At 54.0% G+C, this 23,790-nt stretch carries 18 protein-coding genes, 1 tRNA gene and 3 rRNA genes; 19 read left to right on the plus strand and 3 right to left on the minus strand.

Annotated elements, in window-relative coordinates; translation table 11 throughout:
* The first annotated feature begins 2 nt into the window (after positions 1 to 2).
* The 6 genes from ubiJ to tatD all read left to right on the plus strand — a co-directional run bounded on the left by ubiJ (position 3) and on the right by tatD (position 4,765).
* Entirely contained in the window at positions 3 to 608 is a 606-nt protein-coding gene (gene ubiJ, locus AC6I8T_RS01045) for a ubiquinone biosynthesis protein UbiJ (protein ID WP_036625866.1), read from the plus strand.
* Entirely contained in the window at positions 605 to 2,242 is a 1,638-nt protein-coding gene (gene ubiB / locus AC6I8T_RS01050; RefSeq protein ID WP_208724554.1) for a ubiquinone biosynthesis regulatory protein kinase UbiB, read from the plus strand. Before ubiJ ends, ubiB begins: the two co-directional genes overlap by 4 nt.
* A 110-nt stretch (positions 2,243 to 2,352) precedes the next feature.
* Positions 2,353 to 2,607 carry a Sec-independent protein translocase subunit TatA gene (gene tatA, locus AC6I8T_RS01055; RefSeq protein WP_013507380.1) on the plus strand — a complete coding sequence of 85 codons (255 nt, stop codon included), beginning with the start codon at positions 2,353 to 2,355 and terminating at the stop codon, positions 2,605 to 2,607.
* Positions 2,608 to 2,609: 2 nt separating this feature from the next.
* A complete protein-coding gene (tatB, locus tag AC6I8T_RS01060) occupies positions 2,610 to 3,131 on the plus strand; it encodes a Sec-independent protein translocase protein TatB (protein ID WP_208724555.1) in 522 nt (173 codons plus the stop codon).
* Positions 3,121 to 3,891, plus strand: coding sequence for a Sec-independent protein translocase subunit TatC (tatC, locus tag AC6I8T_RS01065; protein WP_021183821.1), 771 nt, complete (start codon positions 3,121 to 3,123; stop codon positions 3,889 to 3,891). Before tatB ends, tatC begins: the two co-directional genes overlap by 11 nt.
* 91 nt (positions 3,892 to 3,982) lie before the next feature.
* A complete protein-coding gene (gene tatD / locus AC6I8T_RS01070) occupies positions 3,983 to 4,765 on the plus strand; it encodes a 3'-5' ssDNA/RNA exonuclease TatD (RefSeq protein WP_208724556.1) in 783 nt (260 codons plus the stop codon).
* Here the strand turns inward: tatD and rfaH are convergent.
* A complete protein-coding gene (rfaH, locus tag AC6I8T_RS01075) occupies positions 4,762 to 5,250 on the minus strand; it encodes a transcription/translation regulatory transformer protein RfaH (protein ID WP_021183823.1) in 489 nt (162 codons plus the stop codon). The two genes, tatD and rfaH, sit on opposite strands and share 4 nt — an antisense overlap.
* 209 nt (positions 5,251 to 5,459) lie before the next feature.
* Here rfaH and pepE point away from each other — a divergent pair, with 209 nt between their 5' ends.
* The 3 genes from pepE to fre all read left to right on the plus strand — a co-directional run bounded on the left by pepE (position 5,460) and on the right by fre (position 8,498).
* Positions 5,460 to 6,191, plus strand: a complete 732-nt coding sequence (gene pepE, locus AC6I8T_RS01080; RefSeq protein ID WP_497833433.1) for a dipeptidase PepE — start codon at positions 5,460 to 5,462, stop codon at positions 6,189 to 6,191.
* A 73-nt stretch (positions 6,192 to 6,264) separates the two neighbouring features.
* Entirely contained in the window at positions 6,265 to 7,749 is a 1,485-nt protein-coding gene (gene ubiD / locus AC6I8T_RS01085) for a 4-hydroxy-3-polyprenylbenzoate decarboxylase (RefSeq protein ID WP_021183825.1), read from the plus strand.
* Between the two features lie 47 nt (positions 7,750 to 7,796).
* Positions 7,797 to 8,498 (plus strand): NAD(P)H-flavin reductase, encoded by a 702-nt coding sequence (fre, locus tag AC6I8T_RS01090; RefSeq protein ID WP_208724558.1) that lies wholly within the window; start codon positions 7,797 to 7,799, stop codon positions 8,496 to 8,498.
* A gap of 162 nt (positions 8,499 to 8,660) precedes the next feature.
* Here the strand turns inward: fre and fadA are convergent, their stop codons facing one another.
* Both fadA and fadB read right to left on the minus strand, forming a co-directional pair.
* Positions 8,661 to 9,824 carry an acetyl-CoA C-acyltransferase FadA gene (fadA, locus tag AC6I8T_RS01095; RefSeq protein ID WP_021183827.1) on the minus strand — a complete coding sequence of 388 codons (1,164 nt, stop codon included), beginning with the start codon at positions 9,822 to 9,824 and terminating at the stop codon, positions 8,661 to 8,663.
* Between the two features lie 10 nt (positions 9,825 to 9,834).
* Positions 9,835 to 12,018, minus strand: coding sequence for a fatty acid oxidation complex subunit alpha FadB (gene fadB / locus AC6I8T_RS01100; protein ID WP_208724560.1), 2,184 nt, complete (start codon positions 12,016 to 12,018; stop codon positions 9,835 to 9,837).
* A gap of 187 nt (positions 12,019 to 12,205) precedes the next feature.
* Here fadB and pepQ point away from each other — a divergent pair, with 187 nt between their 5' ends.
* The 10 genes from pepQ to birA all read left to right on the plus strand — a co-directional run bounded on the left by pepQ (position 12,206) and on the right by birA (position 23,760).
* The gene (gene pepQ, locus AC6I8T_RS01105; protein WP_497833434.1) at positions 12,206 to 13,537 is read left to right on the plus strand and encodes a Xaa-Pro dipeptidase; all 1,332 of its coding nucleotides are present in this window, start codon (positions 12,206 to 12,208) and stop codon (positions 13,535 to 13,537) included.
* On the plus strand, positions 13,537 to 14,169 hold the full coding sequence (locus tag AC6I8T_RS01110) for an IMPACT family protein (RefSeq protein WP_497833435.1): 633 nt from the start codon (positions 13,537 to 13,539) through the stop codon (positions 14,167 to 14,169). The genes pepQ and AC6I8T_RS01110 overlap by 1 nt, the downstream gene beginning before the upstream one ends.
* Before the next feature lie 14 nt (positions 14,170 to 14,183).
* Positions 14,184 to 15,635, plus strand: coding sequence for a Trk system potassium transporter TrkH (gene trkH / locus AC6I8T_RS01115; RefSeq protein WP_021183831.1), 1,452 nt, complete (start codon positions 14,184 to 14,186; stop codon positions 15,633 to 15,635).
* A gap of 17 nt (positions 15,636 to 15,652) precedes the next feature.
* Positions 15,653 to 16,189 carry a menaquinone-dependent protoporphyrinogen IX dehydrogenase gene (gene hemG / locus AC6I8T_RS01120; protein ID WP_497833436.1) on the plus strand — a complete coding sequence of 179 codons (537 nt, stop codon included), beginning with the start codon at positions 15,653 to 15,655 and terminating at the stop codon, positions 16,187 to 16,189.
* A gap of 380 nt (positions 16,190 to 16,569) precedes the next feature.
* Positions 16,570 to 18,111: ribosomal RNA gene (locus AC6I8T_RS01125) — 16S ribosomal RNA — on the plus strand.
* Between the two features lie 90 nt (positions 18,112 to 18,201).
* Positions 18,202 to 18,276, plus strand: a tRNA-Glu gene (locus AC6I8T_RS01130).
* 214 nt (positions 18,277 to 18,490) lie between these two features.
* Positions 18,491 to 21,392, plus strand: a 23S ribosomal RNA gene (locus tag AC6I8T_RS01135).
* Between the two features lie 105 nt (positions 21,393 to 21,497).
* Positions 21,498 to 21,613, plus strand: a 5S ribosomal RNA gene (gene rrf / locus AC6I8T_RS01140).
* The 16S, 23S and 5S rRNA genes sit together here with 1 tRNA gene alongside, the layout of an rRNA operon.
* A gap of 150 nt (positions 21,614 to 21,763) precedes the next feature.
* Positions 21,764 to 22,801, plus strand: coding sequence for a UDP-N-acetylmuramate dehydrogenase (gene murB / locus AC6I8T_RS01145; protein ID WP_208724564.1), 1,038 nt, complete (start codon positions 21,764 to 21,766; stop codon positions 22,799 to 22,801).
* On the plus strand, positions 22,798 to 23,760 hold the full coding sequence (gene birA, locus AC6I8T_RS01150; protein ID WP_497833437.1) for a bifunctional biotin--[acetyl-CoA-carboxylase] ligase/biotin operon repressor BirA: 963 nt from the start codon (positions 22,798 to 22,800) through the stop codon (positions 23,758 to 23,760). Before murB ends, birA begins: the two co-directional genes overlap by 4 nt.
* Positions 23,761 to 23,790 lie beyond the last annotated feature (30 nt).

Consider the following 23,790-nt stretch of genomic DNA (forward strand, 5'->3'; position numbering starts at 1 on the left):
CGATGACTTTCACTCCTTTGATTACTGGCGGTCTTGAGACCGCCCTGAATCGTGTTTTATACCGCGATCGCAGCCTGAAAGCCGCGCGTCAGCGTCTGGCGGGTAAGGTGCTGATGCTGCGCTTGCAGGAACTCTCCTTCCCGCTGGTGCTGGTGTTCAGCGAAAACCAGCTGGATGTGCTGAGTGACTGGCAGGACAGCAGCGATTGCACTGTCAGTTTACGTTTCAGCACCTTGCCGAAATTACGTGACCGCCAGCAACTCACCAGCCTGATTCGCAGCGGCGAACTGGAAGTGGAAGGCGACTTGCAGGTGGTGCAGCAATTCTCGGCGTTAATGGATTTAGCGGAGCTGGATCCGGCGGAATATCTCGCGCCGTGGATTGGCGATATCGCCGCACAAGGTATTAGCCAGGCTGCACAGCGGGCGCTGACCTTTGTTAAACACGAGGTTACGCGTCGGCAGGATTATCTTGGTCAGACGCTGACGGAAGAGTGGCGACTGGCTCCGGGTGCGCTGGAACTGGCCTGGTTTTGCGAGGAAGTGGAAGCGATGGACCGTTCGCTTGATGCGCTTGAGGCGCGTTTAGCACAGCTGGAGGCGAAATGACGCTGGGAGAAATTCGGCGCTTATATTTTATTGTTAAGGTCTTTCTCACCTATGGCCTTGATGAACTGATCCCACACATGCGCATCACGCTGCCGCTGCGTTTATGGCGGCGCTGCATTTTCTGGCTCCCCAACAAACACAAAAGCGAATCAATGGGCGTGCGTATCCGTCTGGCGATGGAGCAGTTGGGTCCGGTGTGGATCAAATTTGGTCAGATGCTGTCAACGCGTCGTGACCTGTTTCCTCCGGCGATTGCAGATGAACTGGCGATTTTGCAGGACCGCGTCGCACCGTTCGATGGTGTAAAAGCCAAAGCGCAGATCGAGAAAGCAATTGGCGGCCCGGTTGAAACCTGGTTCGACGATTTTGAAATCACCCCGCTGGCGTCAGCGTCAATTGCTCAGGTTCATACCGCGACGCTAAAAGAGAATGGCCGCGAAGTGGTGATCAAGGTTATCCGTCCCGATATCTTGCCGGTGATCAAAGCGGATATGAAGCTGATCTACCGTCTGGCGCGCTGGGTACCGCGTTTGTTGCCGGATGGACGCCGTCTGCGCCCGCTAGAAGTGGTGCGCGACTATGAAAAAACCCTGATTGATGAACTCAATTTGTTGCGTGAGGCAGCAAATGCCATCCAGCTGCGCCGTAACTTTGATCAGAGCCACATGCTGTATGTCCCGGAGATTTTCTCCGACTATTGCAGTGAATCGATGTTGGTGATGGAGCGCATTTACGGCATCCCGATTTCTGATGTCGCGACGCTGGAGCAACATGGCGTCAATATGAAACTGCTGGCCGAGCGTGGCGTTCAGGTGTTCTTTACCCAGGTGTTCCGCGACAGTTTCTTCCATGCCGATATGCATCCCGGCAACATCTTCGTCAGCTATGACCACCCGGAAGACCCGCAATATATCGGTATCGACTGCGGTATCGTTGGCTCACTGAACAAAGAAGACAAGCGCTACCTGGCGGAGAACTTTATCGCCTTCTTCAACCGCGATTACCGCAAAGTGGCGGAACTGCACGTTGATTCTGGCTGGGTACCGCCAGATACCAATGTGGAAGATTTTGAGTTCGCGATTCGTACCGTATGTGAACCCATTTTCGAGAAGCCGCTGGCGGAGATCTCCTTTGGCCATGTGCTGCTTAATCTGTTCAACACTGCGCGTCGCTTCAACATGGAAGTGCAGCCGCAGCTGGTGCTGTTACAAAAAACGCTGCTGTATATTGAAGGCATTGGTCGCCAACTCTATCCGCAGCTCGATTTGTGGAAAACCGCGAAGCCCTTCCTGGAAGACTGGATTAAAGATCAAATCGGTATTCCGGCGATCCTGCGTGCCGTGAAAGATAAAGCCCCATTCTGGGCCGAGAAACTGCCGGAGCTGCCGGAGCTGTTCTACGACAGCATGCGTCAGCATAAATTGTTGCAGCACAGCGTCGATAAACTGGTCACGGATATGAACGCGCAACGCAGCCGACATCATCAGGCGCGTTATCTGTTCGGGGTAGGGGCTACACTGTTATTAAGTGGCACCGCAGTGCTGCTGAGTCGGCCTGACTGGGATTTCTTCCCGGCGATATTAATGGCCGCAGGCATCGTGACCTGGCTGATAGGCTGGCGCAAGACAAACTGATTGTCAGCCAGATCTAAAACGCGTAATGTCGCAGGCTAAGGCCCGAAATCATATGGGCTTTCTGTGTGTTACATACGACAGTTTTTCACAGAATATTAGAGGCATATCTCATGGGCGGTATCAGTATTTGGCAATTGTTAATCATTGCCGTCATTGTTGTACTTCTGTTCGGTACCAATAAGCTACGCAATCTGGGTTCGGATTTAGGTTCTTCCATTCGTGGTTTCAAAAAAGCTATGAGTGATGAAGACGAAAAAAAGGATCAACCGAAGGAGCAGGACGCTGACTTCAACGCCAAAACCCTGGCAGATAAACAGCAAACCTCGGCAAGTAAAGACGACGCCAGGAACGACAAGCAGGTATAACCGTGTTCGACATTGGTTTTAGTGAACTGGTATTGGTGTTCGTTATCGGGCTGATTGTTCTCGGCCCGCAACGATTACCGGTTGCGGTAAAAACCGTAGTGGGCTGGATTCGGGCGATTCGCTCGCTGGCGGCTAACGTACAGCATGAACTGGCGCAGGAACTGAAACTGCAGGAGCTGCAAGATAGCCTGAAGAAGGTGGAAGAAGCGGGCCGTGGCACGCTGTCACCGGAACTGAAAGAATCGATGGAAGAGCTGCGTAAAACCGCTGACTCCATGAAACGTTCTTATCAGCAGAGCATCGATGTAGAGAAAGCGGAAGATGAAGCCAATACCATTCATACGCCGCCGCCTGTTGCTCCTGCATCGCCGGTAACACCCGCGACAGCGGAACATCAGGCCAGTGCTCCGGCGCAGACGCCGCAAACCGCGCCGTCTGCCGTGGAGCAGTCCGATTCCGCCAGTGCATCTCACAGCACAGCGCCAACCGACCCGCAGGTGATGAACGATAAACATGGCCGTTGAAGATACCCAACCGCTCATCAGCCATCTGATTGAGCTGCGTAAACGTCTGTTAAACTGCATCATCGCGGTATTTGTCATCTTCCTGGCGCTGATTTACTTCGCCAACGACATCTACCATATGGTGGCAGAGCCGTTAATTAGCCAGATGCCCGCCGGTGCCAGCATGATCGCCACCGAAGTTGCGTCGCCTTTCTTTGCCCCGATTAAACTCACCATCATTGTGTCGGTGTTTCTTGCCGTGCCGGTGATTCTGTATCAGGTATGGGCCTTTATTGCACCGGCGCTCTACCGTCATGAGCGCCGGCTGGTGATGCCACTGTTGTTCTCCAGCACCTTTTTGTTTTACGTCGGCGTGGCATTTGCTTACTTCGTCGTGTTCCCACTGGCGTTTGGCTTCTTTGCCAAAACTGCGCCGCAGGGTGTGCAAATCGCCACGGATATCACCCACTATCTCGACTTCGTCATGACCCTGTTCCTGGCGTTTGGGGTCGCGTTTGAGGTGCCGGTCGTGATTGTGCTGCTGTGCTGGACTGGAATCACCACGCCGGAAGACCTGAAAAAGAAACGTCCATATATTCTGGTTGGCGCATTCGTTGTTGGGATGTTGCTCACACCACCGGATGTTTTCTCACAAACTTTGCTCGCTATTCCGATGTACTGCCTGTTTGAAGTCGGCGTATTCTTCTCCCGTTACTATGTGGGGAAAGGACGCAAGGCGGAGTCAGAATCGGTGGACGAGGAAAATCACACCGAATCCTGATGCTTTCTTGCAGCAGATCCCGTGTGCGAGCGGGATGACGATAAATCTAAACCGCCCACCCGTTGGGCGGTTTTTTTATTTGGGAAGAAACATGTTTGATATCGGTGTAAACCTGACCAGCACGCAATTTGCGAAAGATCGCGAACAGGTCGTAGCGCGTGCGCGCGAAGCAGGCGTCACCGGCCTGTTAATTACCGGCACCAACGCACTGGAAAGCCAACAGGCGCAGCGGCTGGCGGCACTGCATCCAGGCTACTGCTGGTCAACTGCGGGTGTTCATCCGCACCATGCCAGCGCATGGTCAGCGGAAACCGCCAATACCCTGCGTCGTCTGGCGGAGAGTGAGCAGGTGGTGGCGATTGGCGAATGCGGGCTGGATTTTAACCGCAACTTTTCGGCGCATGATCAGCAGGAATACGCCTTCGATGCACAACTTCAGTTGGCCGCCGAGCTGCAATTACCGGTTTTCCTGCATTGCCGTGAAGCGCACGCGCGTTTCGCTGCGATCCTCCAACCCTGGCTGCCGAAACTGGTCGGGGCGGTGGCTCACTGCTTTACCGGTACCCGTGAGGAGCTGGAATCCTGTCTGGCGATGGGACTGTCGATTGGCATTACCGGTTGGGTGTGCGACGAACGGCGTGGCATGGAGCTGCGGGAGCTGCTGCCGTTGATCCCGGCAGAACGTCTGCTGCTGGAAACCGACGCGCCGTATTTGCTGCCGCGGGATATGCATCCGCGTCCGACCTCGCGCCGCAACGAACCCTGTTTTCTGCCGCACATCGTGCAGCAGGTGGCGTTATGGCGTAATGAGGCGGCAGAGACGTTGGGCGCGCAGGTAGTCGCTAATGCGCGTCAGTTGTTCAGGCTGGCTTAGGCTTTACGGAACTGTTTGTTATCCACACTGCGCATTACCTGTTTATTCAGCAGGTTAAGCAGCAGGATTGAGCGGGTTTCACCATCCGGCTCGGCAAAAATGGCACGCAGACCCTCAAAGGTGCCTTCGGTGATGATCACTTCATCACCGACTTGTGGCGTCTCTGGATCGATCAGGATCTGAGGCGCATCACTTTGCAGCGCTTCGATCACCTCATAGGGTACCGTAGCTGGCATCGTGCCGAAGCGAACAAAGTGGCTGACGCCACGCGTGCTGCTGATGGTGGTGGTGTGAATCGCTTCCGGATCGAACTCGATAAACAGATAGTTGGGAAACAGTGGCTCACTCACGGTGGTACGTTTACCACGAACGATTTTCTCCAGCGCAATCATTGGGCTGAGACAATTCACTGCCTGCCGCTCAAGATGTTCTTTCGCGCGCAACAGTTGTCCACGTTTGCAATAGAGTAAGTACCAGGATTCCATAACTGCTCCCAAAGAATGGACGCTAAGAATAGCAAACCTGCTGTCAGAGTTATAGCGCATCAGCCGGGGGAAACGCAGCCGCGAAACAAATTTCACTACGATTTTTCTGAGTCTTAACCCTTTAATGACGTTTATCGCAAGAAAATTGACGTCTGGCGATAATCTGTATCAGACTCCTTCTCCATCTTATGAATGAAAAGGACCGTCTGATGGAACTGTTCCTGTTAAGTAATGGCAAGCTGGCCGATGATGCGCCGTTGTTGAGCTACGCCCACCCGCAGCTGCATGCGATGATTGCGCAACGCGGTATTACCTCCGCCGTACTGGTGCCTTACGCGATTATTCGTGGTGATCATGCCCAGCGCGCGCAGGATCTCAGTGACTCTCTCGGTGTCCAGGTGCGTACCGTGCATGAGTTCGACTCACCGGTGGCTGCCATTGAACAGGCAGAGTTGATTCTGGTCAGCGGCGGTAACACCTGGCTGCTCAATCAAATGCTGCATGAGCATGGGTTAATTGTGGCGATTCAGCGCGCGGTGCGTGAACGTCAGGTGCCTTATGTTGGCTGGAGTGCCGGATGCAATGTGGCAACCCCGTCGATCCGTACCACCAATGATATGCCGGTGCGTAGCAGCGTGGTCTTGCCTGCGCTGGGACTGTTTCCGGTGCAAATCAACCCACATTATCTCGATGCGCACGTCAGCGGCCATATGGGCGAAACCCGTGATGAACGGCTGGCGGAGTTTTGTGCGGTCAACCCGCATGAGTCGGTGATTGCCTTACGTGAAGGCAGCTTCTTGCACGTTAGCGAAAATTGTCTGCGTTATTACAGCGCGCGTGGGGAAGATTTTAAGGTGTTCCGCCACGGCGAGCCGATCGCCGCCTTCCATGACGTGCTGGCGCTGCAATCGTTGGTGCCATTTTCCTGTCAGCCCGTCTGACGAAGAAACCTCAACATGCCCGCAGAATCGGCCCTATAATGGCCGATTCCTCTGGGCTGGAAGTTAACCCTACATGAAATATCAGGATTTACGTGATTTCCTTGCGCTGCTGGAGCAGCGGGGCGAGTTAAAACGCATCTCTCAGGCGATCGATCCCGAACTGGAGATGACCGAAATTGCCGACCGCACTCTGCGTGCCGGTGGCCCGGCGCTGCTGTTTGAAAACCCGAAAGGTTATGACATGCCGGTGCTGTGCAACCTGTTTGGTACGCCCAAGCGCGTGGCAATGGGCATGGGCCAGGAAGATGTCAGCGCACTGCGCGAAGTGGGTAAACTGCTGGCGTTTCTTAAAGAGCCTGAGCCGCCGAAAGGTTTTCGCGATCTGTTCGACAAGATGCCGCAGTTTAAGCAGGTGCTGAACATGCCAACCAAGCGGTTGCGTAATGCGCCGTGCCAGGAAGAAGTGTTTAGCGGTGACGAGGTCGATTTATCGCGCATCCCGGTAATGAAATGCTGGCCGGACGACGCCGCGCCGTTAATTACCTGGGGTTTAACCGTCACGCGTGGACCGCATAAAGAGCGGCAGAATCTCGGCATCTATCGTCAGCAGGTGATTGGCAAAAACCGTCTGATCATGCGCTGGTTATCACATCGCGGTGGCGCACTCGATTTTCAGGAGTGGTGCAAAGCCCATCCCGGCGAACGTTTCCCGGTTGCGGTGGCTCTGGGGGCGGATCCCGCCACCATCCTCGGCGCAGTGACGCCGGTGCCGGATACGTTGTCCGAATACGCCTTCGCGGGCCTGCTGCGCGGCAATAAAACCGAAGTGGTGAAGTGCCTCTCCAACGACCTGGAAGTACCCGCCAGCGCTGAAATTGTGCTGGAAGGCTACATCGAACCCGGCGACATGGCCCCTGAAGGTCCGTACGGCGACCACACCGGCTACTACAATGAAGTAGATAGCTTCCCGGTGTTTACCGTGACGCACATAACGCAACGTCGTAACCCGATTTATCACTCAACCTATACCGGCCGTCCACCGGATGAACCGGCAGTGTTGGGGGTGGCGCTGAACGAAGTGCTGGTGCCGATTCTGATTAAGCAGTTCCCGGAGATTGTGGATTTTTATCTGCCGCCGGAAGGGTGTTCGTATCGGCTGGCCGTGGTGACCATGAAAAAACAGTACGCTGGTCATGCCAAGCGCGTGATGTTTGGCGTCTGGTCGTTCCTGCGGCAGTTCATGTACACCAAATTTGTTATTGTGTGTGACGATGACGTCAATGCGCGTGACTGGAACGATGTGATCTGGGCCATTACCACCCGTATGGATCCGGCGCGTGACACGGTGCTGGTGGAAAATACGCCGATCGATTATCTCGATTTTGCGTCACCGGTTTCCGGGCTGGGTTCGAAGATGGGCCTCGATGCCACCAATAAATGGCCGGGCGAAACCACGCGTGAGTGGGGCACACCGATTGTGAAAGATCCGGCGGTCACGGCGCGTATCGACGCCATTTGGGATGAGTTAGGCATTTTTGCCGAGCCGCCACAGCGCTGATGGCGGCGAGCAAACCATAAAAACAAACGACCCGACAGAGGGAACGCATGACAACGTTAAGCTGCAAAGTGACTTCGGTTGAAGCAATTACGGATACCGTCTACCGCGTCCGTTTGATCCCGGAAGCGGATTTTAGCTTTCGTGCCGGACAGTACCTGATGGTGGTGATGGATGAGCGCGATAAGCGTCCCTTTTCCCTCGCCTCTACGCCGATGGAAAAAGACATCATTGAGCTGCATATCGGTGCCTCTGAGTTGAATCTCTATGCGATGGCGGTGATGGAGCGTATCCAGAACCAGCGTGAAATTACCGTGGATATGCCGCACGGCGATGCCTGGCTGCGCGAAGAGAGCGATCGTCCCATCATCCTGATTGCCGGCGGTACCGGTTTCTCCTACGCCCGCTCCATTCTGCTGACCGCGCTGGCGCAGCAGCCCGATCGTGATATCGCCATTTACTGGGGCGGCCGCGAACTCACGCATTTGTACGATCTTGACGAACTGAATGCGCTGGCGGTGAAACACCCACATCTGAAGGTGATTCCAGTGGTGGAGCAGCCGGGAGCAGGTTGGCAGGGACGTACCGGGACGGTGCTGACGGCAGTGATGCAGGACTACGCCACGCTAAGTGGGCACGATATCTATATTGCAGGCCGGTTTGAAATGGCGAAGATTGCCCGCGAGCGCTTCTGCGCGGAACGCGGTGCGCTGGAAGCGCAGATGTACGGCGATGCCTTTGCCTTTATCTGATAGCGGCTAAGCCATCGTAGCGGCGCGATTTATCGCGCAATTTTGTGCGAGCTGGCAGAAAAATCCGCGCGATAAATCGCGCAGCTACGTGGGTATGTGTTGGTTGCATAAGGCAAAAAAGCCCGCCCGAAAGGGCGGGAAATCATGCAGGTGGTCAACGTATTAAAGGCGTTCGAATACCGTGGCGATGCCCTGGCCTAAACCGATACACATGGTGGCCAGGCCAAACTGCGCATCCCGACGTTCCATCAGATTCAACAACGTGGTGCTGATTCGTGCCCCGGAACATCCCAGCGGGTGGCCAAGCGCAATCGCGCCACCATTCAGATTGACCTTCTCATCCATCAGCTCCAGCAGGCCCAAATCTTTCAGGCATGGTAACGTCTGGGCGGCGAAGGCTTCGTTCAATTCAAACAGATCAATATCTTGTACGGTTAAACCGGCACGCTTTAGCGCCAGCTTACTGGCCGGGACCGGACCGTATCCCATAATCGATGGATCGCAGCCCACTACCGCCATGCTGCGAATACGCGCACGCGGCGTCAGGCCAAGCTCGCGCGCACGGCTTTCGCTCATGATCAGCATCGCGGCCGCGCCATCGGAAAGGGCGGAGGAGCTACCGGCGGTCACGGTTCCGTTGACCGGGTCAAACGCCGGTTTCAGCGCCGCCAATCCTTCCAGGCTGGCGTCTTCGCGGATGACCTCATCAGCATCATAGCGTTTCAGCACCCCGTCGCCGTCGTGACCGTAGGTGGGGATAATTTCACGCTTAAAATCGCCACGCTGGGTAGCTTGCCAGGCACGCTGGTGTGAACGTAACGCAAAGGCATCCTGTTGTTCACGGCTGATATGGTGCATACGTGCCAGCATTTCGGCAGTCAGGCCCATCATGCCGGCAGCTTTGGCGACGGTGCGGCTCAGGCCGGGATGGAAATCCACGCCATGATTCATGGGGACGTGACCCATATGTTCCACACCGCCAATCAGGCAGCTTTGTGCGTCACCGACCATAATGGCGCGGGCGGCATCGTGCAGTGCCTGCATCGATGAACCGCACAAGCGGTTAACGGTGCTGGCGGGGACGCGATGCGGGATTTCTGCCAGCAACGCAGCGTTACGGGCAATGTTGAAGCCTTGCTCCAGCGTTTGCTGTACGCAGCCCCAAATAATGTCGTCCAGGGAAGCGGGATCAATCGCCGGGTTACGACTCAGCAGTTCACGCATCAGGTGAGCAGAGAGATCTTCCGCACGGACCTGACGAAATGCGCCACCTTTGGAACGTCCCATTGGCGTGCGGGCGGCATCGATAATAACCACATTTTCCATTTTATTATCCTCAGGCACTTTGCAGCGCGGCTTCATCAATGGGGAGGGCTGCGGGATACCAGCTTTGATGCTGGTGAGCTTTCTGCACCAGCAACTCCGGCAGCGCATACAGGGGACCGAGCGCGGTGTAGCGTTTGGCCTGATCAACCACCGTGCTGTTGCCCAGCGTATCCATATAACGGCAGGCACCGCCACGGAACGGCGGGAAACCGAGGCCATATACCAACGCCATATCCGCTTCGGCCGGGGAAGCGATAATCTTCTCTTCCAGGCAGCGCACAACCTCGTTCAGCATTGGCAGCATCATGCGGTTAGCAATCTCTTCATCGCTGAAGACACGCTTCGGCTGGCAGACGTGTTGCAGTAACGTATCCACTTCCGCATCGGCCTGTTTCTGCGCTTTGCCCTTTTTGTCCTCGGTCCAACGCCAGAAACCCAGACCATTTTTCTGCCCATAGCGACCGGCTTCGTACAGAACGTCAATGGCGTCGCGATAATCTTTTTGCATCCGTGAGGGGAAACCCTGCGCCATTACCTGCTGGGCGTGATGAGCGGTATCGATCCCTACCACATCCAACAGCCATGCTGGACCCATCGGCCAGCCAAACTGTTTCTCCATCACTTTGTCGATCTGACGGAAATCGGCACCATCACGCAGCAACAGGCTGAAGGCGGCGAAGTAGGGGAACAGCACACGGTTAACAAAGAAGCCGGGGCAGTCATTGACCACAATGGGCGTCTTACCCATCTTGCTGGCCCAGGCGACCACCTTACCGATTGTCTCTTCAGATGTTTTTTCGCCACGGATCACTTCAACCAGCGGCATACGTGGCACCGGGTTAAAGAAGTGCATGCCGCAGAAATTTTCTGGTCGTTGCAGCGATTGCGCCAGCAGGCTGATAGGAATGGTCGAGGTGTTGGAAGCCAGAATGGCATCATCGCGCAGATGCTGCTCGGTTTCGGCCAGCACTTTAGCTTTGATTTGCGGGTTTTCCACCACCGCCTCCACCACCACATCCGCGCGTGCAAATCCGGCGTAGTCCAGCGTTGGCTGGATGGTGGTCAGCACGCTGGCCAGCTTCGCGCCATCAATCTTGCCGCGCTCCAGCTGTTTGTTCAGCAGCTTGCTCGCTTCTTTCATGCCGAGCGCCAGCGCCTGCGGATTGATGTCTTTCATCTGCACCGGTACGCCTTTCCACGCTGACTGATATGCAATGCCGCCGCCCATGATCCCGGCACCCAGTACCGCCGCCTGCGCTGGCGTTGTGGTGGCATTGCCGCGTTTTTTCGCCTCGGCTTTGACATATTGATCATTGAGGAAGATGCCGACCAACGAGCGTGCCACATCACTTTGCGCCAGCGGCACAAATGCAGCGGTTTCCAGTTTCAAGGCATCATCGCGTCCGAGTGTGGCAGCCGCTTCAATGGTTTTAACTGCGGTGATCGGTGCCGGGTAATGTTTACCCGCCGTTTGCAGCACCATGCTTTTGGCGATGGTAAAACTCATCGCCGCTTCAATTGGGCTGAGTTTCAGTGGCGCCAGTTTCGGTGCGCGACGCGCCTGCCAACTGCCCTGCACCATAGCGTCCCGCAACACGGTTAATGCGGCGCTGCGCAGTTTGTCGCTGCTGACTACCGCATCGATCAGGCCCAGTTTCAGGGCGCTGCTGCCATCGACATCTTTGCCTGCGGCGATAATCTCCAGTGCACTGTCGGCACCCAGCAGACGCGGCAAACGCACGCTACCACCAAAGCCCGGCATGATGCCCAGTTTGGTTTCCGGCAGGCCAATGCGCAGTTGTGGGGTTCCGATGCGGAAGTCGGTTGCCAGTACGCACTCGCAACCACCACCCAGGGCATAGCCATCGATAGCGGAGACGGTAGGGACCGGGAGATCTTCCAGACGATTAAAGATGCTATTGGCAAACGCCAGCCACTGGCTCAGTTTTTCAACTGGCGCATCAAACAGGGAAAGAAATTCGGTGATGTCGGCACCGACGATAAACGCCGGTTTGGCCGACGTGAGCAACAGGCCGCGCAATGTGGGCTGCTGCTCCAGTACACCCAGCGCCTCACCCAGCGAGGCTACGGTTTTGGTATCGAGTTTGTTCACCGAACCGGGCGCGTTGAAAACCAGCTCGGCGATGCCATCGTCGAGCCAGCGAACAGAAAGGGTATCGCCTTGGTAGAGCATGTCCGTCTCCTGAAACCGCGAAAGTTGATCTGGTCATACCAGATGATCGTGAGTGTGAGTTCGATGTTAATTTTTTGCAAACAAGAGTTTGATTATTTGATACAGCGATCACAGCGCGCAGGGGCACGGCATCACGGACGCGGCTATGCTACACTGCGGCCATTTTCGCGATATTGGAGACAAGTTCATGGATTCACTGAAAACCCTGTATCACGCGCATATCAATACGCTACAACAGCGTGCGCAGCAGGTGCTGGCGCGTTTTAAACTCGATGCTATGTTGATTCACTCTGGCGAGTTGCTGACGGTGTTCCTCGACGATCACGACTATCCATTTAAGGTGAATCCGCAGTTCAAAGCCTGGGTGCCGGTGACGCAGGTGCCTAACTGCTGGTTATGGATTGACGGCGTGAATAAACCGAAACTGTGGTTCTATTCACCGGTGGATTACTGGCACAACGTGGAGCCGCTGCCGAATAGCTTCTGGACCGGAGATGTTGACGTTATCGGCCTGAAAAATGCTGACGAAATTGCACAACTGCTTCCGACCCAGCGCGACAATGTGGCTTATATCGGGCCAGTGCCAAACCGTGCCACCCAGTTGAGCATCAAGGCGGATAGCATCAACCCCAAAGGGGTGATCGATTTCCTGCATTACCATCGCAGCATCAAAACCGACTATGAACTGGCCTGTATGCGTGAAGCGCAGAAGCTGGCAGTGGCGGGACATCGTGCGGCCAAAGAAGCCTTCTTCTCTGGCATGAGTGAGTTCGATATCAATATCGCTTACCTGAGTGCGACCGGCCACCGTGATATCGATGTGCCTTACGGTAACATCATCGCGCTGAATGAACATGCCGCCGTGCTCCATTACACCAAACTGGATCATCAGCCGCCCGCGAAGCGCCACAGCTTTTTGATTGACGCCGGTGCTGAGTACCTTGGTTATGCCGCTGATTTGACGCGCAGTTACGCCGCCCAGGCGAAATCACGCTACGCCGAGATGGTTGAAACCATGAACAAAGAGGAGCTGGCGCTGATTGCCACCCTTAAAGCGGGCGTGCGATATACCGATTATCATCTACAGATGCACCAACGCATTGCGCGTATGCTGTTGAAGTTTGAACTGGTGAAGGGACTGAGCGAAGAAACGCTGGTGGCGGAAGATTTAACCGGTCCATTTATGCCGCATGGTCTTGGTCATCCGTTGGGGCTTCAGGTGCATGACGTGGCCGGTTTTATGCAGGATGATAAAGGTACGCACCTGGCCGCTCCGGCACAGTATCCGTATCTGCGCTGCACCCGCGTGCTGGAGCCAGGCATGGTGCTGACCATTGAGCCGGGCTTTTATATTATCGATTCACTGCTGGCTGCACTGCGTACCGGTAAGTACAAAGATCACTTTGACTGGCAGGCGATCGATGCGCTGAAACCGTATGGCGGCATCCGCATTGAGGATAACGTGGTGATTCATGCCAACCGGATTGAAAACATGACGCGCGATCTGCATCTGGCCTGATGGACGCTTATGACATTCCCGCTGAGGCGGTCAGCCTTAGCGAGGAAACCATCAAAAAAAGCCGCTTTATCACGCTGCTGGCGCACACCGACGGCGTGGAAGCGGCGCGTGCTTTTGTTCAGCAGATTAAAGCTGAACACCCCACCGCGCGACATCATTGTTGGGCATGGGTGGCGGGCGCGCCGGATGATTCGCAGCAACTGGGTTTTTCTGATGATGGCGAGCCATCAGGTACCGCAGGCAAACCGATGCTTGCTCAGCTAATGGGGAGCGGTGTGGGGGAAATCACTGCGGTGGTGGTGCGCTATTACGGTGGCATTATGCTCGGCACCGGTGGGCTGGTGAAAGCCTATGGCGGCGGTGTGCAGCAAGGATTAAAACAGCTGGCGCGTTGCCGTAAGGTACCGATGCAATCTTTTACTCTGCAATGTGACTATGCACAGCTCAGCGATATCGAGCGCCTGCTGCAGCGTTTTGACGGCAAGGTCGAAGAGAGCCATTATCTTGATCGCATCACGCTGCGCCTGGCATTACCGCATAGCCAGATCGATGGCTTTCGGCAAAACCTCTCTGATTACAGTCGGGGCATGCTGACGCTCATCCCACTGGAAAATTCAAGCATATCTCTTTGAAAGGAAAAGGCTGAATGCATTTTCGCGCCATTACCCGCATTGTGGGCCTGCTGGTGATTTTGTTCTCAGTAACCATGATCCTGCCAGGTCTGGTGGCCTTAATTTATCGTGACGGTGCCGGACGGGCGTTCAGTCAGACCTTTATGATGGCCATTGTCATTGGTTCACTGCTGTGGTGGCCGAACCGCAAACAAAAGACCGAGCTGAAGCCGCGCGAAGGTTTTCTGATCGTGGTGTTATTCTGGACCGTGCTGGGCAGCGTGGGGGCCATGCCGTTTATGTTTGCCGAGCAGCCGCACCTGTCGGTGACCGATGCGTTCTTTGAATCCTTTTCCGGTTTAACCACTACCGGGGCGACGACGCTGGTGGGGCTGGATTCGTTGCCCAAAGCGATTCTGTTCTATCGGCAGATGCTGCAATGGTTGGGGGGGATGGGGATCATTGTGCTGGCGGTGGCGATCCTACCGATTCTCGGTGTGGGTGGGATGCAGTTGTATCGCGCTGAAATGCCCGGACCGCTGAAAGATAACAAAATGCGACCGCGTATCGCAGAGACGGCAAAAACCCTGTGGTTGATCTATGTTCTGCTGACCATCGCCTGTGCCGTGGCGCTGTGGCTGGCGGGGATGCCGGTGTTTGATGCTATCGGCCATAGTTTTTCCACCATCGCCATCGGTGGCTTCTCGACACATGATGCCAGCATTGGCTATTTCAACAGCCCAACAATCAATACCATCGTGGCGGTATTCCTGCTGATCTCTGGCTGTAACTATGGCTTGCACTTCTCTTTATTGAGTGGCCGCAGCCTGAAAGTGTACTGGCGCGATCCGGAGTTTCGGATGTTCATTGGCGTGCAGTTGACGCTGGTGGTGATCTGTACCGTGGTGCTGTGGTTCCATGATGTCTATTCCAGTGGCTTACAAACGCTGAACCAGGCCTTTTTCCAGGTGGTATCGATGGCCACCACCGCCGGATTCACTACGGACAGCATCGCGCGTTGGCCGCTGTTTCTGCCGGTGCTGTTGCTGTGTTCCGCTTTTATCGGTGGCTGTGCGGGTTCGACCGGTGGCGGCCTGAAGGTGATCCGTATTCTGTTGCTGTGCAAACAGGGTTCGCGTGAGCTGAAGCGCCTTGTCCACCCTAACGCGGTTTACACTATTAAGTTGGGGAACCGTGCATTGCCGGAACGCATTCTGGAAGCGGTTTGGGGATTCTTCTCCGCTTATGCGCTGGTGTTCCTGGTGAGTATGCTGGCAATCATCGCCACCGGTGTCGATGATTTCTCCGCTTTTGCCGCTGTTGCCGCGACCCTCAATAACCTCGGACCTGGGCTGGGGGTGGTCGCCGATAACTTTGCTTCGATGAATGATGTGGCGAAGTGGATATTGATTTCGACCATGCTGTTTGGCCGCCTTGAGGTGTTTACTTTGCTGGTGCTCTTCACCCCGACCTTCTGGCGCGAGTGATAAAACGGGATAGTGTAATGAAAGCGTTGATTGTTTATTCCAGCCGTGACGGGCAAACACAGAAAATTGCCGGACGTATTGCGCAAAACCTGGCACCGCAACAGTTGTGTGATGTGATTGAGATATCACAGACAGCGACGCTTGATTGGGCGCAATATGATCGGGTGCTGATTGGTGCCTCGATTCGCTATGGTCATTTCCATCCGGCATTAATGAAGTTTGTCACTCAGCATTTGGGAGAGTTGCAGCAGCGTGTTAGTGGTTTCTTCAGTGTGAATCTGACAGCACGTAAAGCAGATAAATGCACACCGGAGACTAATGCTTACACCCGTAAGTTTCTGGCCCAGTCACCCTGGCAGCCAGACTGCTGTGCGGTATTTGCCGGTGCGCTGCGTTATCCGCGCTATCGTTGGTTCGACCGCGTCATGATTCAGTTGATTATGCGTATGACGGGCGGGGAAACAGATACTTCTAAAGAGGTGGAGTACACCGATTGGCAAAAGGTCGCGCTTTTTGCCCAGGATTTTGCGCAGTTACCAGGCAAATCGTTGTGAAATAGACCGCTTTGGTGAAATTTAGTCCGAACGATCATTTTTTTGCAATAAACGCTTGTCAGTCAGAATTATCTCCCTATAATGCGCCTCCACTGACACGGCAAAGCGGCAACGCAGACGGTCAGCGAGGGACGAAGTGATTCATCCCGCCAGAGAAAAATCTCGAAAAAGAGATTGACTCTGAAGGAGGAAAGCGTAATATACGCCACCTCGCGACAGACGGTTAACCCGCTGCTCGCACTGCTCTTTAACAATTTATCAGACAATCTGTGTGGGCACTCGCAGGATTGATATCAAAAGTCTACGGACTTAAAAAATATCAAGTCTCAAGAGTGAACACGTAATTTATTACGAAGTTTAATTCTTTGAGCATCAAACTTAAATTGAAGAGTTTGATCATGGCTCAGATTGAACGCTGGCGGCAGGCCTAACACATGCAAGTCGAACGGTAGCACAGAGGAGCTTGCTCCTTGGGTGACGAGTGGCGGACGGGTGAGTAATGTCTGGGGATCTGCCCGATGGAGGGGGATAACTACTGGAAACGGTAGCTAATACCGCATAACGTCGCAAGACCAAAGTGGGGGACCTTCGGGCCTCACACCATCGGATGAACCCAGATGGGATTAGCTAGTAGGTGGGGTAACGGCTCACCTAGGCGACGATCCCTAGCTGGTCTGAGAGGATGACCAGCCACACTGGAACTGAGACACGGTCCAGACTCCTACGGGAGGCAGCAGTGGGGAATATTGCACAATGGGCGCAAGCCTGATGCAGCCATGCCGCGTGTATGAAGAAGGCCTTCGGGTTGTAAAGTACTTTCAGCGGGGAGGAAAGGATGATGTTTAATACGCATCATCATTGACGTTACCCGCAGAAGAAGCACCGGCTAACTCCGTGCCAGCAGCCGCGGTAATACGGAGGGTGCAAGCGTTAATCGGAATTACTGGGCGTAAAGCGCACGCAGGCGGTCTGTCAAGTCGGATGTGAAATCCCCGGGCTTAACCTGGGAACTGCATTCGAAACTGGCAGGCTAGAGTCTTGTAGAGGGGGGTAGAATTCCAGGTGTAGCGGTGAAATGCGTAGAGATCTGGAGGAATACCGGTGGCGAAGGCGGCCCCCTGGACAAAGACTGACGCTCAGGTGCGAAAGCGTGGGGAGCAAACAGGATTAGATACCCTGGTAGTCCACGCTGTAAACGATGTCGACTTGGAGGTTGTGCCCTTGAGGCGTGGCTTCCGGAGCTAACGCGTTAAGTCGACCGCCTGGGGAGTACGGCCGCAAGGTTAAAACTCAAATGAATTGACGGGGGCCCGCACAAGCGGTGGAGCATGTGGTTTAATTCGATGCAACGCGAAGAACCTTACCTGGCCTTGACATCCACGGAATTTGGCAGAGATGCCTTAGTGCCTTCGGGAACCGTGAGACAGGTGCTGCATGGCTGTCGTCAGCTCGTGTTGTGAAATGTTGGGTTAAGTCCCGCAACGAGCGCAACCCTTATCCTTTGTTGCCAGCGATTCGGTCGGGAACTCAAAGGAGACTGCCGGTGATAAACCGGAGGAAGGTGGGGATGACGTCAAGTCATCATGGCCCTTACGGCCAGGGCTACACACGTGCTACAATGGCGCATACAAAGAGAAGCGACCTCGCGAGAGCAAGCGGACCTCATAAAGTGCGTCGTAGTCCGGATTGGAGTCTGCAACTCGACTCCATGAAGTCGGAATCGCTAGTAATCGTAGATCAGAATGCTACGGTGAATACGTTCCCGGGCCTTGTACACACCGCCCGTCACACCATGGGAGTGGGTTGCAAAAGAAGTAGGTAGCTTAACCTTCGGGAGGGCGCTTACCACTTTGTGATTCATGACTGGGGTGAAGTCGTAACAAGGTAACCGTAGGGGAACCTGCGGTTGGATCACCTCCTTACCTGAAGATACTTTCCTTCGAAGTGCTCACACAGATTGTCTGATGAAAACGTAATGAGCAAGACGGCTGCGAAGTCGTGACACTTCATGTGTCCCCTTCGTCTAGCGGTTAGGACTCCGCCCTTTCACGGCGGCAACAGGGGTTCGAATCCCCTAGGGGACGCCACTTGCTTGGTGACAGGTGAAAGGTGTCGCTGCTCAGTATCTCAAAACTGGCTTACGAGTCATGTTTGAGATATTTGCTCTTTAACAATCCGGAACAAGCTGAAAATTTGAAACGACACGTTGTTTCATTTCTCCGTAATAAGAAATGAAAACGATGTGTTCGAGTCTCTCAAATGCTTGCAGTCTGCATGCGTGAAAACGCCTGTGGGTTGTGAGGTTAAGCGACTAAGCGTACACGGTGGATGCCCTGGCAGTCAGAGGCGATGAAGGACGTGCTAATCTGCGAAAAGCGTCGGTAAGGTGATATGAACCGCAACAGCCGACGATGTCCGAATGGGGAAACCCAGTGCATTTATGCACTATCGTTAACTGAATACATAGGTTAACGAGGCGAACCGGGGGAACTGAAACATCTAAGTACCCCGAGGAAAAGAAATCAACCGAGATTCCCCCAGTAGCGGCGAGCGAACGGGGAACAGCCCAGGACCTGAATCAGTTTGTGTGTTAATGGAAGCGTCTGGAAAGTCGCGCGATACAGGGTGACAGCCCCGTACATGAAAATGCACAGATTGTGAGTCCGATGAGTAGGGCGGGACACGTGGTATCCTGTCTGAATATGGGGGGACCATCCTCCAAGGCTAAATACTCCTGACTGACCGATAGTGAACCAGTACCGTGAGGGAAAGGCGAAAAGAACCCCGGCGAGGGGAGTGAAACAGAACCTGAAACCGTGTACGTACAAGCAGTGGGAGCACCTTCGGGTGTGACTGCGTACCTTTTGTATAATGGGTCAGCGACTTATATTCTGTAGCAAGGTTAACCGTATAGGGGAGCCGCAGGGAAACCGAGTCTTAATTGGGCGTTAAGTTGCAGGGTATAGACCCGAAACCCGGTGATCTAGCCATGGGCAGGTTGAAGGTTGGGTAACACTAACTGGAGGACCGAACCGACTAATGTTGAAAAATTAGCGGATGACTTGTGGCTGGGGGTGAAAGGCCAATCAAACCGGGAGATAGCTGGTTCTCCCCGAAAGCTATTTAGGTAGCGCCTCGTGAACTCATCTCCGGGGGTAGAGCACTGTTTCGGCTAGGGGGCCATCCCGGCTTACCAACCCGATGCAAACTACGAATACCGGAGAATGTTATCACGGGAGACACACGGCGGGTGCTAACGTCCGTCGTGAAGAGGGAAACAACCCAGACCGCCAGCTAAGGTCCCAAAGTCATGGTTAAGTGGGAAACGATGTGGGAAGGCCCAGACAGCCAGGATGTTGGCTTAGAAGCAGCCATCATTTAAAGAAAGCGTAATAGCTCACTGGTCGAGTCGGCCTGCGCGGAAGATGTAACGGGGCTAAACCATGCACCGAAGCTGCGGCAGCGACACTATGTGTTGTTGGGTAGGGGAGCGTTCTGTAAGCCGCTGAAGGTGGACTGTGAGGTCTGCTGGAGGTATCAGAAGTGCGAATGCTGACATAAGTAACGATAAAGCGGGTGAAAAGCCCGCTCGCCGGAAGACCAAGGGTTCCTGTCCAACGTTAATCGGGGCAGGGTGAGTCGACCCCTAAGGCGAGGCTGAAAAGCGTAGTCGATGGGAAACAGGTTAATATTCCTGTACTTGGTGTTACTGCGAAGGGGGGACGGAGAAGGCTAGGTTATCCGGGCGACGGTTGTCCCGGTTTAAGCGTGTAGGCTTGCATTCCAGGCAAATCCGGAATGCTTTAAGGCTGAGGCGTGATGACGAGCCACTACGGTGGTGAAGTAACTGATGCCCTGCTTCCAGGAAAAGCCTCTAAGCTCCAGGTAACACGAAATCGTACCCCAAACCGACACAGGTGGTCAGGTAGAGAATACCAAGGCGCTTGAGAGAACTCGGGTGAAGGAACTAGGCAAAATGGTGCCGTAACTTCGGGAGAAGGCACGCTGGCATTAGGTGAAGGGACTTGCTCCCGGAGCTGAAGCCAGTCGAAGATACCAGCTGGCTGCAACTGTTTATTAAAAACACAGCACTGTGCAAACACGAAAGTGGACGTATACGGTGTGACGCCTGCCCGGTGCCGGAAGGTTAATTGATGGGGTTATCCGTAAGGAGAAGCTCTTGATCGAAGCCCCGGTAAACGGCGGCCGTAACTATAACGGTCCTAAGGTAGCGAAATTCCTTGTCGGGTAAGTTCCGACCTGCACGAATGGCGTAATGATGGCCAGGCTGTCTCCACCCGAGACTCAGTGAAATTGAAATCGCTGTGAAGATGCAGTGTACCCGCGGCAAGACGGAAAGACCCCGTGAACCTTTACTATAGCTTGACACTGAACATTGAGCCTTGATGTGTAGGATAGGTGGGAGGCTTTGAAGTGTGGACGCCAGTCTGCATGGAGCCAACCTTGAAATACCACCCTTTAATGTTTGATGTTCTAACGTAGGCCCGTAATCCGGGCTGCGGACAGTGTCTGGTGGGTAGTTTGACTGGGGCGGTCTCCTCCCAAAGTGTAACGGAGGAGCACGAAGGTTGGCTAATCCTGGTCGGACATCAGGAGGTTAGTGCAATGGCATAAGCCAGCTTGACTGCGAGAGTGACGGCTCGAGCAGGTGCGAAAGCAGGTCATAGTGATCCGGTGGTTCTGAATGGAAGGGCCATCGCTCAACGGATAAAAGGTACTCCGGGGATAACAGGCTGATACCGCCCAAGAGTTCATATCGACGGCGGTGTTTGGCACCTCGATGTCGGCTCATCACATCCTGGGGCTGAAGTAGGTCCCAAGGGTACGGCTGTTCGCCGTTTAAAGTGGTACGCGAGCTGGGTTTAGAACGTCGTGAGACAGTTCGGTCCCTATCTGCCGTGGGCGCTGGAGAATTGAGGGGGGTTGCTCCTAGTACGAGAGGACCGGAGTGAACGCACCACTGGTGTTCGGGTTGTCATGCCAATGGCATTGCCCGGTAGCTAAGTGCGGAAAAGATAAGTGCTGAAAGCATCTAAGCACGAAACTTGCCCCGAGATGAGTTCTCCCTGACTCCTTGAGAGTCCTGAAGGGACGTTGAAGACGACGACGTTGATAGGCCGGATGTGTAAGTGCAGCGATGCATTGAGCTAACCGGTACTAATGACCCGTGAGGCTTAACCTTACAACGCCAGAGGCGTTTTGAGTTGAGAGACGCGAGAATTTTCAGCATTGTTCGAACGGATTGATTCGTATGGCCTGCGAGGGCGGTACGGATAAACAGAATTTGCCTGGCGGCTGTAGCGCGGTGGTCCCACCTGACCCCATGCCGAACTCAGAAGTGAAACGCCGTAGCGCCGATGGTAGTGTGGGGTCTCCCCATGCGAGAGTAGGGAACTGCCAGGCATCAATTAAGTGAAGAAGCCCTGAACGAAAGTTCAGGGCTTTTTTACGTTTAAGAATCGTCTCTCAGATGATGAAAAACCACGAAAACATCCCACTCGTTACTAACTGATCAGGTAAACTACGGCCAGATTAATCAGTTAAGGCCGTGAAATGTCCAGCCCCAACACTTCTCTTAAAGCTTTCAATACACTTGGCCTCGAGGTCAGTGCGAAACATATCGTTATTGCTGATACCGCAGAAGCCATCATTGATGCATGGCAGGATTGTGTCCAGCAGACACAGCCATTTATGGTACTCGGAGGCGGTAGCAATGTGCTGTTTCTTGAAGACTTTCAGGGTACTGTCATTATTAATGCAATCAAAGGTATAGCCATAGAAGAACATACCGAAGCATGGCAGTTGCATATCGGGGCGGGAGAGAATTGGCATGAACTGGTTGAGCATACTTTAAAGAAAGGAATTACGGGTCTTGAGAACCTGGCGTTAATTCCAGGTATGGCGGGTTCAGCTCCTATCCAAAACATCGGTGCTTACGGGGTGGAATTCAAAGATATCTGCCATTATGTTGATGCTTTGCATCTGCCCACCCAGAAAATCGTGCGACTGGATCGTGAAGAGTGCGCATTCGGTTATCGTGACAGTATTTTCAAACATGCAATGAAAAACGATTACGTCATTGTAGCGGTTGGATTACGCCTGACAAAACAATGGCGGCTTGTACTGAGTTACGGCGACCTGGCACGACTGAATCCTGCAACGGCCAGCGCGTGGGATGTATTCAATGCGGTATGTCAGATGCGTCAGAGTAAGCTGCCTGATCCCAGCGTAACGGGTAATGTGGGGAGTTTCTTTAAAAATCCACTGATTACTGCCAACCAGGCTGCTACGTTATGTGCCCAGTGGCCGACGATGCCACTTTATCCGCAACCTGATGGCGAGGTAAAACTTGCCGCGGGTTGGTTGATCGATCAATGTCAGCTGAAAGGCTATCGGGTTGGTGGTGCTGCTGTGCATCGTCAGCAGGCGCTGGTGCTGATCAACGAAGATCGAGCGACACCTCAGGACATTGTTCAGTTGGCACGGGAAGTACGAAGCCATGTCGGTGAAAAATTTAATGTCTGGCTGGAGCCGGAAGTTCGTTTTATTGGTGCGCAGGGCGAACGCAATGCCGTTGAGGTGATCTCATGAAAGACCACAGTGTTCCGTTAAAACTGGTCGCTTTACTGGCAGATGGGGAATTCCATTCTGGTGAGCAACTGGGCGAAGTTCTGGGGATGAGCCGGGCAGCGATTAACAAGCATATACAAACGCTGAAGAGTTGGGGACTGGATGTTTATACGGTTACCGGGAAGGGTTACAGCCTGCCTGCTCCCATTCAGTTGCTGAACGAAGAAGAGATATTGTCGCGGCTGCATCAACCTAATCTGGCCGTTATTCCGGTGATTGACTCTACGAACCAATATCTGTTGGAGCGCATGGATCAGCTGGTTTCAGGCGATGCCTGTATTGCAGAGTATCAACAGGCAGGACGAGGGCGTCGCGGCAGGCAGTGGTTTTCCCCTTTTGGCGCCAATTTGTATATGTCGATGTACTGGCGACTGGAGCAAGGGCCAGCTGCTGCGATGGGGCTTAGCCTTGTTATTGGCATTGTCATGGCCGAAGTTATTCAGTCCCTCGGTGCAAAAGATGTACGAGTTAAATGGCCGAATGACCTCTATCTGCATGATCGGAAATTGGCCGGTATTCTGGTTGAACTGACCGGAAAAACGGGCGATGCGGCGCAAATTGTCATTGGTGCAGGTATCAATCTTGCGATGCAATCAGAAGGCGCAACACAAATAAATCAAGGCTGGATTAACTTGCAAGAGGCTGGAGTGCAGATCGATCGCAACCAGTTGGCTGCTCAGTTGATTAACAGCCTACGGGAAGCTTTGCCATTATTTGAACGTGATGGACTGGCACCTTTTATTGAGCGTTGGGATGCATTGGATAACTTTATTAATCGGCCAGTCAAATTGCTAATTGGCGATCGCGAAGTGCATGGCATAGCGCGTGGTGTTGATAAGCAAGGTGGTTTATTGTTGGAACAGGATGGTGCTGTTAAGGCATGGGTTGGTGGTGAAATTTCATTACGACCCGATAATTAACCAGCGGCTATTTCGAATGCCAGGACAGCC

The sequence above is a fragment of the Pantoea sp. X-Soil-OKNW-556 genome, from assembly GCF_059730695.1.

What these genes read in the sequence shown, in the direction of transcription:
- trkH (WP_021183831.1), top strand. Translation starts at nt 14,184, where the DNA reads ATGCATTTTCGCGCCATTACCCGCATTGTGGGCCTGCTGGTGATTTTG.
- tatA (WP_013507380.1), top strand. Translation starts at nt 2,353, where the DNA reads ATGGGCGGTATCAGTATTTGGCAATTGTTAATCATTGCCGTCATTGTT.
- AC6I8T_RS01110 (WP_497833435.1), top strand. Translation starts at nt 13,537, where the DNA reads ATGGACGCTTATGACATTCCCGCTGAGGCGGTCAGCCTTAGCGAGGAA.
- fadA (WP_021183827.1), bottom strand. Translation starts at nt 9,824, where the DNA reads ATGGAAAATGTGGTTATTATCGATGCCGCCCGCACGCCAATGGGACGT.
- birA (WP_497833437.1), top strand. Translation starts at nt 22,798, where the DNA reads ATGAAAGACCACAGTGTTCCGTTAAAACTGGTCGCTTTACTGGCAGAT.
- hemG (WP_497833436.1), top strand. Translation starts at nt 15,653, where the DNA reads ATGAAAGCGTTGATTGTTTATTCCAGCCGTGACGGGCAAACACAGAAA.
- ubiD (WP_021183825.1), top strand. Translation starts at nt 6,265, where the DNA reads ATGAAATATCAGGATTTACGTGATTTCCTTGCGCTGCTGGAGCAGCGG.
- murB (WP_208724564.1), top strand. Translation starts at nt 21,764, where the DNA reads ATGTCCAGCCCCAACACTTCTCTTAAAGCTTTCAATACACTTGGCCTC.
- ubiB (WP_208724554.1), top strand. Translation starts at nt 605, where the DNA reads ATGACGCTGGGAGAAATTCGGCGCTTATATTTTATTGTTAAGGTCTTT.
- tatD (WP_208724556.1), top strand. Translation starts at nt 3,983, where the DNA reads ATGTTTGATATCGGTGTAAACCTGACCAGCACGCAATTTGCGAAAGAT.
- tatC (WP_021183821.1), top strand. Translation starts at nt 3,121, where the DNA reads ATGGCCGTTGAAGATACCCAACCGCTCATCAGCCATCTGATTGAGCTG.
- fadB (WP_208724560.1), bottom strand. Translation starts at nt 12,018, where the DNA reads ATGCTCTACCAAGGCGATACCCTTTCTGTTCGCTGGCTCGACGATGGC.
- rfaH (WP_021183823.1), bottom strand. Translation starts at nt 5,250, where the DNA reads ATGGAATCCTGGTACTTACTCTATTGCAAACGTGGACAACTGTTGCGC.
- ubiJ (WP_036625866.1), top strand. Translation starts at nt 3, where the DNA reads ATGACTTTCACTCCTTTGATTACTGGCGGTCTTGAGACCGCCCTGAAT.
- pepE (WP_497833433.1), top strand. Translation starts at nt 5,460, where the DNA reads ATGGAACTGTTCCTGTTAAGTAATGGCAAGCTGGCCGATGATGCGCCG.
- fre (WP_208724558.1), top strand. Translation starts at nt 7,797, where the DNA reads ATGACAACGTTAAGCTGCAAAGTGACTTCGGTTGAAGCAATTACGGAT.
- pepQ (WP_497833434.1), top strand. Translation starts at nt 12,206, where the DNA reads ATGGATTCACTGAAAACCCTGTATCACGCGCATATCAATACGCTACAA.